The sequence below is a fragment of the Fibrella forsythiae genome (assembly GCF_017353175.1).
GTDB lineage: Bacteria > Bacteroidota > Bacteroidia > Cytophagales > Spirosomataceae > Fibrella > Fibrella forsythiae.
In genome coordinates this window covers 356,124-371,527 of sequence record NZ_JAFMYW010000005.1, presented here as the reverse complement: position 1 = coordinate 371,527, position 15,404 = coordinate 356,124, and the positions used below count along the sequence as shown (strand labels likewise).

Here is a 15,404-nt window from a genome sequence, read left to right as displayed (position 1 = left end):
GTTTGCTGGTCTATGTAGTGTTGCTGACGCGTGTCTATTACTTCGTGCCAGTAAGATACCAACCAACTATAAACCACTCCAGCACCATGCGTAGCCTCTTCATTGTATTCACGATTGTATGCCTGACCACCACCGTTTTCGCCCAGAAGAAGGCAAGGAAAGTAACTCCTAAAAAGCAGGGCATTTGTGGTCTGGTGGTCGAGCAGACTGGCAATCAGATGCCTGGTCCCGGTAAGGTGCAATCGAAAGGAACGCCCGTCAGTCGGGAGGTGCTGGTTTATCCGGCCCTGACGATGGAAGGAGTTGAGGGTATGGAAGATGGCTTTATCACGTCGACCAAAGGCGTGAAGCCGATCAAGACGGTGATGTCGGGCAAAGACGGTACGTTCTGCCTCTACGATATTCCCGCAGGTACGTACTCTGTGCTTGTCCGCGAACCTAAAGGATTATACGCCAGCATGTTCGATGTAGAAGGTCGCCTGAACGCGGTGACGATCAGGAAGAATGCCATAACCCAGCATACCGTTCAGATCACCTATCAGGCTGCTTTCTGAGCATGATTGTTTTCCTGACCTTTGCGGGTATCTTTCTGGTCTTCGGCTGGTTAAACTACCGGATGATCCGGTACACGAAGGATTCTGTCGGCGCTGATTCTCCATTAGAGCGAGTCGTGGTTTATCAGTACAACGAATGGGATTTTCTCAAGTGGACCAACACGCCTGCACTTTTGCTGGTCAGCATTGTGTGCGTCTGGATTTGCTGGTTGCTTTTAACGAATTTAGATACAGCCACCAAACCCTGGCACTACCTACTTACCGGCTTTGTGCTCCTTATATCGGCCGGTGCTTTTTACCTGTTATACAGAACAAGCCGGCTGGAAGAGCAGTTCTGGACAATTATCAACGACACATCGCTGACCCTTGATCCAGTAACAAAGTCAATCACCGTCCATCGGGCAGGTACATCTACCGTCTTGACTGCAGCAACAGTTGCTCATTTTGAGATACACAGGACCGGTTCGAGTAAATCATCTTACTGCCACTATCGCTTTTTCGATCATAGCGGTCAGACTACCTTGTTCTTCGACTACAGCAAAGGGTTACAGTTCGCCATTGACACCTATTTTAAAGGCGTTCCCATAGAGTGGATTGAACACAAATTCCCGTTTAAGACAATAGACGTGCTTTTGCAGCACACTGCTGAGAGGGTAAATAACATTCCGTTAAACACTGGCAAAACCAGCAATTAAGGTTGTTTCAGCACTACCCAACGCCTGAATCATGTCAGTTGAACCAATGAAAAGCGGGGAACGCTGATGGAGATTCGTTGGCTCGACATCGAGCAGACGTTTCCGGCCGTTAGTTGCCACGCCCCCCGCCTGTTCGGCGATGTAAGCCATTGGGAAGCATTCGTAGAGCAGCCGCAACTTTCCGTTGGGCGTTTTTACCGTTGGCGGATACAAGTAAATGCCACCTTTGATTAGGTTCCGGTGAAAGTCAGCCACCAGCGAACCAATATAGCGGCCTGTCAGACGTTGTTGCTTGCAAATTTTCAGGTACGTCTGCACATAGGCCGGGTAGTCGAGTTCATTGCCGTCATTGCACGAAAAGATCTGACCTGCTGCGGGTTGGCGAAGGTCGGGGTGCGATAGAATGTATTCGCCCAACGAGGTATCATATGTGAAGCCACTGACTCCATCGCCGGTTGTCAGCACCATGATTGTTGATGAGCCATACAGCACGTACCCAGCCGCTACCTGCTTATCACCGCCCTGCAAAAAATCATCCATCGTTGCCTCGGTTCCAACCGGCGTAACGCGTCGATAAATGGAGAAAATAGTCCCGATTGATACATTCACGTCGATGTTCGACGAGCCGTCGAGCGGGTCGATGGCGACTACGTATTTGGCGTTGCGATTGCCGGTACAGATAATATCATCGTCTTCTTCCGAGATGATCGCGCAGACTTCCCCCCCGTTTTTCAAGGCACGGAGAAACCGGATATTGGCCACTACATCCAGTTTCTGCTGCGTTTCACCCTGAATATTGCCCGACCCCGCCGAGCCGGTAATGTCCATCAATCCCGCCCGGTTTATTTCGCGGTTGATGATTTTGCTGGCCAGCGCAATGTCGCGCAGCAACTGCGACAGCTCACCCGTAGCATAGGGGAACGCCGTCTGCCGACGCATAATATAGCGATCAAGCGTGGTACCGACGGGCAACGCCAGATGGCTCATTTCGGAGGTATTGTCAGTGAACATCATCAATAAAAGGGGGGAAGTGATGAGCGGTGGTAGGCGACTAAGAGGTTTGTTTCGGCGTAGCCGCTATAGCAGTTGCCGTTTATCGTCGAATAACCGTTGCAGGTACGTTGCTTTTTCGTCGTAAGCAGTGGGATCGGCCCAGGTTTGGCGGGGATCGAGTAAAGCGTCAGGTACGTCGGGGCAGGCGATTGGCATGGCAAGGCCGAAAACAGGATGTACCTGGTAACGTACCTGATCGGGCTCAAGCCTGCCAGCCAGCGCCGCACGAATCAGGGCGCGTGTGTATGAGAGGCTGATGCGTTGACCAACGCCGTAGCCGCCGCCAGTCCAGCCAGTGTTAATGAGCCAGACATCCGTATCGTGTTCGCGAATCTTTTCACCGAGCATTTGAGCGTACCTACCTGGCGCAAGGGGCATGAAGGCAGCGCCAAAACAGGCCGAAAACGTAGCCTGCGGTTCCGTGACGCCCATTTCAGTGCCTGCTACTTTCGCCGTGTATCCCAGCAAAAAATAGTGCATAGCCTGTTCGGGCGTAAGGCGGGCAATGGGCGGCAGTACACCGAACGCATCGCAGGTCAGGAAGAAAATCGTGTCAGGATGCCCCGCTACTGAAGGGATTCGGGCGTTGTTGATAAAGTCGATCGGGTACGACGTGCGTGTATTTTCGGTCAGACTAGTATCGCTGTAATGAACGGTGCTTGTTCCGGGAAAGAAACGGGTATTCTCAACAATAGCCCCATAGCGAATAGCATCGAAGATCTGCGGTTCGCGCTCGCGGGTCAGGTCAATAGCTTTGGCGTAACAACCGCCCTCGAAATTGAAGACGCCGGTTTCGCTCCAGCCGTGTTCATCATCGCCAATCAACGCACGGTCCGGGTCGGCCGAAAGCGTGGTTTTGCCCGTTCCCGATAGGCCGAAGAATAACGCTACATCGGATTTTCCATCGCGCTCACCAACATTTGCCGCGCAGTGCATCGGTAGCACATCCTGTTGTGGTAACAGGTAATTCAAGGCCGAGAAAATACCTTTTTTGATCTCGCCGGCATAACCCGTCCCGCCAATGAGCAACGTTCGTTTCGACAGGTCCAGAATGGCGAAGTTTTCACTGCGCGTACCATCTTCAGCCGGAATGGCCTTGAAATCGGGTACGGCCAATACCGTGAAGTCTGGTTTGAAGTTGTTCAACTCCTCGTCGGGCACACGCAGGAACATGTTGTGGCAAAACAGGTTCTGCCAGGCCGATGTAGTCAGAATACACAAATTCAGCTGGTGGTCAGGATCAGCGCCGGCGCGGGCGTAACGCACGTAAACAGTCCGGTATTCCAGAAAACTGCGCATCCGCCGGTGAAGCTGATCGAACTTATCGGGCGCAAATGGGATGTTGACGTTCCCCCAATCGACTGTATCGGTAGTTGACGCATCGCGGACGATGTACCGGTCTTTTGGCGAACGCCCCGTAAAGCGCCCCGTTGTACACATCAATGCACCCGTATCAGTTAGCTGACCTTCACCCCGTCGTAGCGCCTGTTCGATCAGCGACGCTGGCGACAGTTGAAAAAATAGCTCGGCCGGTTCGGCCAATTGCAGAAAATCAATGGCATTGTCAGCCGGGAAGTTCAGGCTGATCAGTTGGGCAAACGATTGCGATTGTTCGATAACCATATCCGTAGTTGTTACCTGTGTGAGTAGGTCTGGCAAAGATATAAGCGATTAACACACAAATAGCGAACGTTCGCTAAATTTTATTCCAACGCTTATTTAACGGAAATCCCTAATTTTGCGCGGGGCTTTATAGCCTCTCTACACCTCTTTATGAATACGGATCGGGAAAAAGTACGGCTCATTTTTGGCCTCAAGTTGAAACAGTTACGTGCCGATCAGGGCCTATCGACCTACGATCTGGCCGACCTGACCGGACTGTCGCCATCGTATCTGAACGAGATCGAAAAGGGGAAGAAGTACCCGAAGTCAGAGAAGATCTTTGCCATTGCCAAAGCGTTGGGCACCGATTACGATTCGCTGGTTTCGCTAAAGGTCAGCAAGCAACTGGAGCCAGTTGTTGAACTACTCAATTCAAACGTACTCAACGAGTTACCATTCGACCTGTTTGGCATTGAACCGGGTTACTTTTTGGAAGTAATGGCAAATGCACCGGCTAAACTGAGCGCGTTCATCAGCACGATCATTGAAATTGGCCGGAATTATGACCTGCGCGTCGAGCAGTTTTATTTCTCGGTGTTGCGCACCTATCAGGCCATGCACGACACCTATTTCGATGAGCTGGAACAGCAGGCCGATGCATTCCTGACAGCGCATCCACTCCCTAACTCGCCAGTAACTCTTCCGGCGCTGTTGACGGGCGTACTGACAGACATCTACGGTTGTACCGTTACCCCCTATGATGATTCGAGCCAACCCGCCTTGGCATCGCTACGGTCGGTGTACATTCCCGAATCGAACACCCTGTTGATCAATAGTCGGTTATCGGCAGAACAAACCGCCTTTACGCTGGCTCGTGAAGTAGGCTACCGGCATCTGCACCTGGATAACCGCCCGCTGGAATCGTCGATGCTGGCCGCCCGTTCGTTTGATGAGGTATTGAACAATTTTCGGGCGTCGTACTTTGCGCGGGCGGTGCTGATGCCACGAGCCGAACTGATGCCGATTTTAACCAAATTCGTAGCGCAACGTACCTGGCAACCCGACCGCCTGCTGAGCGCGATCAGGCGGTTTGGGGTGACGCCAGAGATGTTTCTGCTTCGAACAATGAGCCTGCTGGCCAGTGGTTTTGGGCTGAATGATCTGTTCTTCCTCCGTTTTGACCAGCCCACTGAAGGCCAGCGCTTTGTCTTGTCTAAAGAACTGCACCTTAGTCGGTTACACACGCCTCACGGTGTTGCCCGCGATGAGCATTACTGCCGCCGACAAGTGGCCCTGACCCTCCTGAACGACCTGCGAACGCAACAGGCAACGGGTAGTTGGAATGGGCAACCTGCTTGTCAGGCGCAAATCACGACCTACTCCAGCGACGGAAATGCCTATTTAGTGCTGTCGATTGCCAAATCGTCGCCACCGTCTACCACAAATAGCAGTATTAACATCGGACTGCCCATCACCGATCAGCTCCGTTCCGTCTTCGCTTTCCTCGACGATCCGGCCATTCCACGCACCGACGTAGGTGAAACCTGCGAGCGCTGCCCTATTCCCGATTGTGCCGTACGCGCCGCCGCGCCGGTGGTATTGGCTCGGAATGAACAGATCGACCAGATACAACAGGCAATTGAGGGGTTAAGGAAAAATTAGCTGGTGTAGCCCCCGCCGCCGGAATGCCAGACCACCTAAAAGGAGCCGCTAGCGCAGAAGTAACTTCCGCTATACGGAACGGCGTCAGCAGGCACCTTTTAGAGAGGTGGCTACGCCAAAGCCAACCCTCTCTGAAACTTGAAACTGTATTCAGGCGTTACCCAATCCACGATAGGGTCAATCCAATTTTGTTTTGAAAACCAAAGGCTTACTTACCAATAAAATCAACATCGTCACGCTGGGTTGCTCGAAAAACCTGGTCGATTCAGAGACGTTGTACACGCAGTTGAAAGGCAACGGCATGGCCGTGACGCATGAATCAAAAAAGGACGACGCCAACATTGTGGTGATCAATACCTGCGGCTTCATCGATAATGCCAAAGAAGAAAGCATCAATACCATTCTCAGGTACGTCGACGCCAAAGAGGCCGGGGTTGTAGATAAAGTATACGTAACGGGCTGTTTGTCACACCGCTACAAAGACGAGCTGGAAGTTGAAATGCCGACCGTCGATGCGTGGTTTGGCACCAATGAACTCCCCCGGCTCCTCAAAACGCTTCGTGCTGATTATAAGCATGAACTCGTGGGCGAACGGCTGCTGACAACCCCCGCACACTACGCCTACCTGAAAATTGCCGAAGGCTGCGACCGGCCCTGTTCGTTCTGCGCCATTCCGATCATGCGCGGTCACCACGTGTCGCGTCCGATGGATGAGCTGATCATGGAGGCTAAATCGCTGGCCCGTCGCGGTACCAAAGAACTGATTCTGATTGCCCAGGACCTGACCTACTACGGCCTCGACCTGGCCAAAAAGCGTAACCTCGCCGAGCTCGTCGACCGCCTGGCCGATGTAGAAGGCATCGACTGGATTCGCTTGCAATACGCCTACCCATCCGGCTTCCCGCTCGATGTGCTCGACGTGATGCGTGAGCGGCCCAACGTATGTAATTACCTCGACATGCCGCTGCAAACCGGCTCTACGGAGTTGCTGAAGCTGATGCGCCGGGGCATTACACGCGAAAAAACCGAAGAGCTGGTGCATACGATTCGCGAACGGGTGCCGGGAATTCACCTGCGCACGACCCTGATTGTGGGTCACCCCGGCGAAACCAACGCGCTATTCGAGGAAACCCTCGACTTCGTGAACCGGATGCGCTTCGACCGGCTGGGTACGTTCACTTACTCGCACGAAGACCAGACGCACTCGTATTCCATGGCCGACGACGTACCTGACGACGTAAAGCAGGAACGCGCCGACGCCATCATGGAGATTCAGGAAGGCATTTCGCACGAGAACAACCTGAAAAAGGTGGGGCAAACCTACAAAGTGCTGTTCGACCGGAAAGAAGGTGGCTATTTCATTGGCCGCACCGAATTCGACTCGCCTGAAGTCGACAACGAAGTGCTGGTACCGGCCACCAAAAACACCTACGTCCGCCTCGGCGACTTCGCCCAGGTACGTATCACCGACGCCCAACCGTTCGACCTCTACGGCGAAGTGGTTAGTGCAGTTAACGTACCTACGCTGGTGTAAAAGGCTTATGTGTATTGCTGACGCCAGGCCCTTCGACTAGGCGTCAGCAATACACATAAGCCCGAAGCCAATCAGCGCGAAGCCGTCACTTACTATTTCCCTCCCGCCGCTTTTCCATCTCATCGGCCACGCGGTGCGACTCAACATCGTCGCGTTGGCGGAGTTGCTTAACGATCGCGGCGTGGTTGACATCATCCCGGTTCTGGCTCAGCTTGGCGGCACCCTGCATCGTTTCGATGGTCAGTTCAAACGCTATCAGCCCCTTCATTTGCTGACGAACATACGCCTCGGTCATACTCTCGATAGAAACCGGACAGGCCGAGGCGGTTTCGTATTTATCAACCTGGGTACGTAGCAACGCTAGCGTTTCTTCATCGGTCAACACGCGGGTACGTCCATACACTTGCACCGACAGGTAATTCCAAGTGGGTACATTCACATGGTCGTACCATGACGAGGAAATGTAGGCGTGCGGCCCTGAAAAGACAGCAAGTGCTGGCGTTTGTTTTCCAAAAAGCGTTGCTAACTGATTCGCCTTCGAGATATGACCGATCAACAGCGCAGTGCCATCAGCATCTACCTGAAGTTTGATGGGAAGGTGGGTAGCAATAGGCACACCAGCTTCGTTCGTCAGTACGAGTAGCGCAAACGAGTGCTCGCGCATGAACTGGAGAAGTTCCTTACGGTCGTTTTCCTGGAAGTGTTTGGGTACGTACATGGTGGGGGTATAAACTACAGGTAGCTGGTCGTCAGTAATTGTTGTCATCCCGACGACAGGATCGGTCCGCCGTTGCGGGATGACAAAAAAACACTGGTATAGCTTACCAATTAGAATAAATCACATCAAATAATGCGGCAACTCCACTGTGTTATATTCGGCAGGAATGGGCGTTGCGCGAATAGTCTGTAGCGGAATCACACCGGCCCAGGTGGGCAAATCAACGTCTTCCGGATCATCACCAGGCCCTCCCGCGCGGAGTTTAGCCGAAGCTTCGGTTAGTGAAAAGGCCAGCACAGTTGTCTTATGTAGCTCACTTGCCGTTGTCGGGCGCAGATCGGCCCAGCGATTGGGAATCAGGTGGTCGGTGATGAGGGCTAGCGCATGCATTTTTTCGGCCTCATCAACGACTTTTTCCGCCGTAGCGAAAACGACTACCGACCGGTAATTAACCGAATGATGAAACGCCGACTTCGCCAGTACAAGTCCGTCGGCCAGCATGACCGTGATGCAAACAGGTACGTTATTTTCGATGCTGCGAATGAAATGACTGCCCACCGATCCATGAATGTAAATCCGATCGCCGTTTCGGGCAAACGCCGTTGGAATAGCCATTGGCTGTCCATTCATCACATAGCTGACGGTACAGAACAGGGCCTCGTCAAGAATGGGATGAATCGTTTTATCGTCGTAACGCGCTCGTTTTGCTAGTCGGCTAGGTGTAGTTCGCGGTGTTTTCATACCACAAACGTCGTATTTTGCCGGACTATCTCTTTGTGCCAGTTTTTGAAAAACGGCTAGTCCAGTTTCTTTATCATCCCTCCTTCCGTCGGGATGACAGAAAACCGTTTCAATTTATGCTGCCCTACGCTACGTTACTTCATCTTGATAAAAAAGGGGCCACACCACTGTATGTGCAGTTGAGCGAGCAGCTTGGTCAGCTCATTCGCGCAGGTACGTTGTCGGCCGGGCAACGGCTTCCCGGCACGCGGTTATTGGCTAACCAACTGGCAATCAATCGACAAACGGTTGTGGCGGCTTATGATGACTTGCTGGCGCAGGGCTGGCTCGACAGTCGGACGGGGAGCGGTACGTTTGTGGCAGATCATATGCCGACCGTTACGCCCCTATCCTTCAACGAGTTGGAACGTACCCGGCCCAAGGCTACGCCGGTACAAGTTGAACAACCGGGCTACGCGTTCGAGACACGAACGTACCTGACACGCCCGGCGCTGGGTAGTCCTGCGGGACTCCGCTTCGATGATGGTTTGCCCGATGCCCGACTGGCGCCGCTCGATGAACTGAGCCGAGCCTACCGGTCTTATTTTCGCTGGGGAAATCCGCAAGCCCATTTCGGATACAACGACACAAAGGGCAATTCGCTGCTTCGCGAACAGCTGTCGGCGCACCTCAACGAAACGCGGGGGCTGCGTACTACATCTGCCAACATCCTCATCACACGCGGGAGTATCATGGGTATTCACCTGACTAGTCAGGTGCTGTTGCGGCCCGGCGACGTGGTAGTAACCGGCGAAACTACCTGGACCGGGGCGACGATGAATGCCCGGCAAGCAGGCGCACAGCTACTGACGGTGCCCGTCGATGTCCACGGCCTGAACGTCGACGCCCTGGCCGATCTCTGCGCCCGGCAACCCATCCGGATGGTATACGTTACGCCACACCATCACTACCCAACCACCGTTACCATGCGCGCCGACCGACGTATCCGGCTGCTGCAACTAGCTGAGCATTATCGGTTTGCGATTCTGGAAGATGATTATGATTACGATTTCCATTACCTCGGCCGACCCATTCTCCCCCTGGCCAGTGCCGACCCGCAGGGTATGGTTGTCTACGTTGGTTCGCTTACCAAATCGGTAGCCCCGGCATTTCGGGTTGGGTACGTTGTTGGCCCCACCGCCCTAATCGACGAGATGGCCCGACTACGGCGCATCATTGACCGGCAGGGCGACCCGGCGCTGGAATTTGCGATTGGGCAACTGTTTCAGTCGGGCGAGATGAAACGGCATTTCCGAAAGGCGATACGTACCTACGAAGCGCGGCGCGATCATCTTTGTCGACTGTTAACCAGTGAGTTGTACGATCAGATTCAGTTCACCAAACCCGACGGCGGTCTGGCTATCTGGGCCACGTTCAACCAGGACATTGATCTAGAAGCCATCGCCGAACGTACCGGGAGAGCAGGCCTGTACCTGTCGTCGGGGCTGGTTCATAACTTGCCGGGCCAGCTACTCAATAGTACCCGCATGGGCTTTGCGTCGTCTACTGAAGCAGAACTGGAACAAGCCGTGGTGTTGTTGAAAAGTCTGATGTAAGAACGCGTTGGCTTCGTGCGTTTCGGTTTGTGTAACCGAAACTCAATTTTCGTCAATAAAACGGGAAAAACCAGTCCGTTATCCCTTTAACTAATCAGTAAACTGACAAAAGGAATTTGCATTATTCTAACGTAAATTTGAGTTTCTACAACGCCAGTTTACCTAATCAGTATGGCACATAGGGCATCTAAGTCAATTTATTATGGAGTATTCACGCTGACAATAGGCTTGTTTGGCGGTGTGATTTGGTCATCGTGTAGCCAGTTTGGCAGCGTGACTAAGCCTGCCGACGTGGTGGCGGCTGAGGTGAACGTCCCTGAAAAAGTCGATTATAACCTGCACATCAAGCCTATTCTATCCGATCGCTGTTTTGCCTGCCACGGGCCGGATCAAAACAAGCAACAGGCTGGTCTCCGGCTCGACACGCCCGAAGGAGCCTATACTGCGCTGGAAAAAAGCGGCAAAAAAGCCATCGTCCCCGGCGATCTGGCCAACAGCGAGCTATTTCACCGCATCACCAGCACCGACCCCGACGAGATGATGCCCACGCCCAAGTCGAACCTGACGTTGAGCGCGGAAGAGAAAGCCATGCTGATTCGGTGGGTTGAACAGGGAGCTGAATACAAAGAACACTGGTCGCTGGTGGCTCCGACCATGCCCGACGTACCTGAGATCAAAAATGATTCCTGGGTACGTAATGACATTGACCGGTTCGTGCTGGCGAAACTGAACGAGAAGAAGATCCGGCACGCCCCCGAAGCCGATAAAACGACGCTACTTCGCCGGGTAACGCTCGACCTGACGGGCCTCCCCCCAACCCCCGCTGAGATCGACGCGTTTCTGGCCGATAAGTCGGCCAATGCCTACGAAAAAGTGGTGGATCGGCTGCTGGCTAGTCCGCATTATGGCGAACGGCAGGCAGTGGAATGGCTCGACGTGGCCCGTTACGCCGATACGCACGGCTATCAGGACGATGGCCTCCGCACGATGTGGCCCTACCGCGACTGGATTATCCGGTCGTTCAACAAAAATCAACCATTCAACCGGTTCGTCACCTGGCAACTGGCGGGCGATCTACTCCCCAAACCGGCCAACACGAACGACCGCCGCGATCAGTTGCTGGCAACAGCCTTCAATCGAAACCACCAGCAATCGCAGGAAGGCGGTATTGTGGATGAGGAATACCGTGTGGAATATGTGGCCGACCGGGTAGCCACGTTTGGCAAAGCGTTCCTGGGCCTGACCACCGAATGTGCCCGCTGCCACGACCATAAATACGACCCTATTTCGCAGAAAGATTACTTCTCGCTGTACGCCTTTTTCAACTCGAATAACGAACGCGGCCAGATTCCCTACAATGGCGAAGCGGCCCCAACCATTACGCTGACCTCGGCCGAAGAACAGGCTCAACTGGCGTTTATTCACAAAAAACTAACGCCCTTAAGCCAGCAGCTAAACCCAAATCGAACCGCTTACCAACACCGGTTTGGCCAATGGCTGACGCAGGCCGAACGCCGGTCCACTACGCCAAATGAAACAGGTTTGGTGGCTCGCTATACTTTCGATGAAAGCGACCGGGGTGATGTAAAGGCGTATGAAACAAAGAAGTCGGACGAGCGGAAACGTAAGGACGAACAGCGGAAATTGGCCGAAGCTAAAGCATTGGCCAAGGGCAAGCCAGCGCCTGAAGAGAAGAAGGAACCACACAAGCCCAAAACCCGCTTATCGGTAGAAGAAAATCCGCGTAACATTTTCCTGAACACCGCCAACGATACCCTGCACGCCTACCTGGGTGGCGACGTCGATAACCTACCTAAGCAAGTGCCAGGCCGTTTCGGCAACGCCCGTTTTCTTCCCGGCGATAGTTTTATTGTGCTGCCGTCTGAACTGGCCGCCTTTGATCAGAACCAGCCGTTTACAGTCAGCAGTTGGTTCAGACTGAACAAACTCGGCACCGCCATGACGCTGGTTGGCCGTACCACCGGACCAATGGACGGGCAGCGTGGCTACCAGCTCGACTTGCTGGCCGACGGCCGTTTGAAAGTGATGATGAGCCACGTTTGGCCCGCCAACGCTATCGATATCGAATCGATCAGGAAAGTACCTGCCAACCAGTGGTTTCAGGTCGCGTTTACCTACGATGGAATGGGCAAGGCCAAGGGCGTTTCGTTATACCTGAATGGTCAGCCGATGGCTACGCGGGTGGTCAACGATCACCTGATTCATAGTATCGTTTGGGGCATGAAGAAGTCGCACTGGGCGCAGCACCCGTTCTACGTGGGGCGCATGCACGACAATTTCTACAAAGATTTTGCCGTGGATGAACTGCGCATCTACAACCGCTGCCTCACGCCCTTAGAACTACCCCGACTGGCCGGGAAGTCCGACGCGCTTGCGACCGCCCTGCGCACACCCGCCAATAGCCGTACGCCTGAGCAACGCGCCGGGCTGTACACCTACTACATACGTACTCAGGATGCTGGTTACCACGCCGCCTTCGATAGTGCCATGGTGTACCGGGGTAAACAATTCATGACCCTCACCGACGCCAAGCAGGTGATGGTCATGCGCGAAATGAGTCAGCCCCGACCAACGTACCTGCTGAAACGCGGTGCCTACGATGCCCCCGGTGAAGCTGTAACGCCCGAAACACCCCACTTCCTGCCCGCCCTCGACAACGACCAACCCCGCAACCGCCTCGGTCTGGCCAACTGGCTGACGGGCGACAAAAATCCGCTCTTCAGCCGGGTGATGGTGAACCGGATCTGGCAGCAATATTTCGGGCAGGGCCTCGCCAAAAACCCCGATGACTTCGGCAACCAGGGGGCGCTCCCCTCCCACCCCGAACTGCTCGATTACCTGGCCGTTCGCTTTCGGGAAGGTGGCGACAAAGAGTCTGGTGCGGAGGCTAGGCCGTGGGATGTAAAAGCCATGCACCGGCTCATTGTTACATCGGCAACCTACCGGCAATCGTCGTCGGTAAGCCCGGCCGCGCGGGAGGTCGACTTCGACAATACGTACCTGAGCCGCGGACCAAGTTACCGGCTCTCTGCCGAACAGGTACGTGACAACGCACTCGCCGCCAGCGGGTTATTAACGCAGAAACTTGGTGGCCCAAGCGTGCTGCCCTATCAGCCAGCGGGTATCTGGGAAGCGCTGGCTACTCGAAACGCCGTTGTCTACAATCAGAACCACGGCGACACCCTGTACCGACGCAGTATGTACACGGTCTGGAAGCGCTCGTCGCCACCACCTATGATGCTCAACTTCGACGCTGCTGAACGCCATGTGTGCACCGTAAAACGTCAGAAAACAGCCACGCCACTCCAGGCACTCGTGACGCTTAATGACCCGCAGTTCATCGAAGCCGCCCGCGTTATGGCACAACGGGTTGCCAGCCGATCGGCTAGTGCGGATAGGAATAAAGCGATCGTTGATGCCTTTTTCCGCCGCGTCATCAGCCGCCCGGCACGTACCCAGGAAGTCGCGTTGATGCAGCAGCTATACGATGAAGAGTTAACCGATTTCAAGCGAAACCCTAAGCGGGCACAGGAGTTACTTGCGGTTGGCGAATACCCAGTTGACAAGCAACAAAACCCCGCCGAACTCGCCGCCTGGACAGTTGTAGCCAGCACGATCATGAATTTCGACGAAGCAATTGTGAAACGATAAATTGATGTCGGATTTGAGATATCGGATGTCGGATTAGGCTGACGCATGTGTACTCGCGCGGCAGCCCAATCCGACATCCGATATCCCAAATCCGACATCCGAAATCCCACTTATGGACATTCAGGACGAAATACATGACACCCTTAGCCGCCGGAATTTTCTGGGGCAGACCGGCGCTGGGCTGGGTACGTTGGCATTGGCTTCCCTGCTGAATCCGGGCCAGCTTTTTGCTGGTAATGGGCCAAAGGCGGGTGACGTCCCTGCGCTAGGGAAACCGCATTTTCCACCCAAAGTGAAGCGGGTGATCTACCTGTTTCAGAGCGGTGCTCCGTCGCAGTTAGATTTGTTTGATTATAAGCCAAAACTGGAGACCATGTGGGGGCAAGACCTGCCCGCCTCAGTGCGGAACGGACAACGGCTTACGGGTATGAGCGCGGGCCAAAGCAAATTTCCGCTGGCAGCCTCCAAGTTTAAATTTGCGCAACACGGACCGGGGCAAATGTGGGTCAGCGAGCTGTTACCAAACATTGCGAAGATTGCCGGTGACGCGACATTCATCCGAACGCTTAATACCGATGCCATCAACCACGACCCGGCTATTACGTTTATTCAGACGGGCAGTCAGCAGGGCGGGCGGCCAAGTTTCGGTTCGTGGGTAAGCTACGGCCTGGGCTCCGACAATCAGAACATGCCTTCGTTTGTGGTCTTGCTCTCGAAAGGCCGGGGCGGCGACCAACCACTGTATGCCAAGCTGTGGAGCAACGGGTTCCTGCCTTCGGTGCATCAGGGCGTGGTGTTCCGGTCTGGTCCCGACCCCGTATTCTACCTCAACAACCCGCCGGGTATCGACCGCACCAGCCGCCGCCGCATGCTCGACTACCTGACCAAGCTGCACGCCGAGCAAAGCAAGTACGTGCTCGACCCCGAGATTAACAACCGGATGCAGCAGTATGAAATGGCCTACCGTATGCAGGCATCTGTCCCCGAAACGCTGAACATCGATAAAGAGCCCAACTACATTTTCGACATGTACGGTCCCGAGAGCCGTAAGCCAGGTACGTTCGCCGCCAACTGCCTGCTGGCCCGCAAGCTGATCGAAAAAGACGTGAAGTTCGTACAGCTCTACCATCAAGGCTGGGACCAGCACGGCAACCTGCCGAACGACATTCAGATTCAAACCAAGAGTGTTGATCAGGCCTCGGCGGCGCTGGTCAATGACCTTCGTCAGCGGGGACTGCTCGATGATACGCTCGTAATCTGGGGCGGCGAATTTGGCCGGGGTCCCTACTCGCAGGGCAAACTTACCCGCGACAACTACGGACGCGATCACCACCCGCGCGCCTACACCATCTGGATGGCGGGCGCTGGTGTGAAAAAGGGGTTAGTCTACGGTGAAACGGATGATTTTGGTTATAACGTGGCGAAAGATCCCGTTCACATCCACGATTTTCAGGCCACGATCATGCACCTGATGGGCGTCGACCACGAGAAGCTAACCTTTAAACACCAGGGTCGACGCTACCGATTGACTGACGTGCATGGCAAAGTGATTAAGCCGTTACTGGCGTAAAAAATAAT

At 54.2% G+C, this 15,404-nt stretch carries 11 protein-coding genes; 7 read left to right on the top strand and 4 right to left on the bottom strand.

The window, feature by feature from the left end:
* Nucleotides 1–86: 86 nt before the first annotated feature.
* Both J2I46_RS18005 and J2I46_RS18000 read left to right on the top strand, forming a co-directional pair.
* Entirely contained in the window at nt 87–554 is a 468-nt protein-coding gene (locus J2I46_RS18005) for a carboxypeptidase regulatory-like domain-containing protein (protein WP_207330444.1), read from the top strand.
* Nucleotides 555–556: 2 nt separating this feature from the next.
* Nucleotides 557–1,249 (top strand): hypothetical protein, encoded by a 693-nt coding sequence (locus tag J2I46_RS18000; protein ID WP_207330443.1) that lies wholly within the window; start codon nt 557–559, stop codon nt 1,247–1,249.
* Here the strand turns inward: J2I46_RS18000 and fbp are convergent.
* A complete protein-coding gene (gene fbp, locus J2I46_RS17995) occupies nt 1,223–2,263 on the bottom strand; it encodes a class 1 fructose-bisphosphatase (RefSeq protein ID WP_229379823.1) in 1,041 nt (346 codons plus the stop codon). The two genes, J2I46_RS18000 and fbp, sit on opposite strands and share 27 nt — an antisense overlap.
* A 63-nt stretch (nt 2,264–2,326) precedes the next feature.
* A complete protein-coding gene (pckA, locus tag J2I46_RS17990) occupies nt 2,327–3,925 on the bottom strand; it encodes a phosphoenolpyruvate carboxykinase (ATP) (protein ID WP_207330442.1) in 1,599 nt (532 codons plus the stop codon).
* A 150-nt stretch (nt 3,926–4,075) separates the two neighbouring features.
* Between pckA and J2I46_RS17985 the strand changes: the two genes are divergently transcribed.
* Nucleotides 4,076–5,566 (top strand): helix-turn-helix domain-containing protein, encoded by a 1,491-nt coding sequence (locus J2I46_RS17985; RefSeq protein ID WP_207330441.1) that lies wholly within the window; start codon nt 4,076–4,078, stop codon nt 5,564–5,566.
* Between the two features lie 193 nt (nt 5,567–5,759).
* Complete coding sequence (gene rimO, locus J2I46_RS17980) at nt 5,760–7,100, top strand: 30S ribosomal protein S12 methylthiotransferase RimO (protein ID WP_207330440.1); 1,341 nt, start codon at nt 5,760–5,762, stop codon at nt 7,098–7,100.
* An 85-nt stretch (nt 7,101–7,185) separates the two neighbouring features.
* Here rimO and J2I46_RS17975 read toward each other — a convergent pair whose 3' ends face one another.
* Nucleotides 7,186–7,866, bottom strand: coding sequence for an FMN-binding negative transcriptional regulator (locus tag J2I46_RS17975; protein ID WP_207330439.1), 681 nt, complete (start codon nt 7,864–7,866; stop codon nt 7,186–7,188).
* 72 nt (nt 7,867–7,938) lie between these two features.
* On the bottom strand, nt 7,939–8,559 hold the full coding sequence (locus J2I46_RS17970) for a pyridoxamine 5'-phosphate oxidase family protein (RefSeq protein ID WP_207330438.1): 621 nt from the start codon (nt 8,557–8,559) through the stop codon (nt 7,939–7,941).
* Between the two features lie 116 nt (nt 8,560–8,675).
* Here J2I46_RS17970 and J2I46_RS17965 point away from each other — a divergent pair, with 116 nt between their 5' ends.
* The 3 genes from J2I46_RS17965 to J2I46_RS17955 all read left to right on the top strand — a co-directional run bounded on the left by J2I46_RS17965 (nt 8,676) and on the right by J2I46_RS17955 (nt 15,396).
* Complete coding sequence (locus J2I46_RS17965; RefSeq protein ID WP_207330437.1) at nt 8,676–10,154, top strand: aminotransferase-like domain-containing protein; 1,479 nt, start codon at nt 8,676–8,678, stop codon at nt 10,152–10,154.
* Nucleotides 10,155–10,325: 171 nt separating this feature from the next.
* Complete coding sequence (locus J2I46_RS17960; RefSeq protein WP_207330436.1) at nt 10,326–13,826, top strand: DUF1553 domain-containing protein; 3,501 nt, start codon at nt 10,326–10,328, stop codon at nt 13,824–13,826.
* 112 nt (nt 13,827–13,938) lie between these two features.
* Entirely contained in the window at nt 13,939–15,396 is a 1,458-nt protein-coding gene (locus tag J2I46_RS17955; RefSeq protein WP_207330435.1) for a DUF1501 domain-containing protein, read from the top strand.
* Nucleotides 15,397–15,404: the final 8 nt, after the last annotated feature.

Coding starts and splice junctions, on each gene's coding strand:
- J2I46_RS18005 (WP_207330444.1), top strand. CDS start 87: ATGCGTAGCCTCTTCATTGTATTCACGATTGTATGCCTGACCACCACC.
- J2I46_RS18000 (WP_207330443.1), top strand. CDS start 557: ATGATTGTTTTCCTGACCTTTGCGGGTATCTTTCTGGTCTTCGGCTGG.
- fbp (WP_229379823.1), bottom strand. CDS start 2,263: ATGATGTTCACTGACAATACCTCCGAAATGAGCCATCTGGCGTTGCCC.
- pckA (WP_207330442.1), bottom strand. CDS start 3,925: ATGGTTATCGAACAATCGCAATCGTTTGCCCAACTGATCAGCCTGAAC.
- J2I46_RS17985 (WP_207330441.1), top strand. CDS start 4,076: ATGAATACGGATCGGGAAAAAGTACGGCTCATTTTTGGCCTCAAGTTG.
- J2I46_RS17975 (WP_207330439.1), bottom strand. CDS start 7,866: ATGACAACAATTACTGACGACCAGCTACCTGTAGTTTATACCCCCACC.
- J2I46_RS17970 (WP_207330438.1), bottom strand. CDS start 8,559: ATGAAAACACCGCGAACTACACCTAGCCGACTAGCAAAACGAGCGCGT.
- J2I46_RS17965 (WP_207330437.1), top strand. CDS start 8,676: ATGCTGCCCTACGCTACGTTACTTCATCTTGATAAAAAAGGGGCCACA.
- J2I46_RS17960 (WP_207330436.1), top strand. CDS start 10,326: ATGGCACATAGGGCATCTAAGTCAATTTATTATGGAGTATTCACGCTG.
- J2I46_RS17955 (WP_207330435.1), top strand. CDS start 13,939: ATGGACATTCAGGACGAAATACATGACACCCTTAGCCGCCGGAATTTT.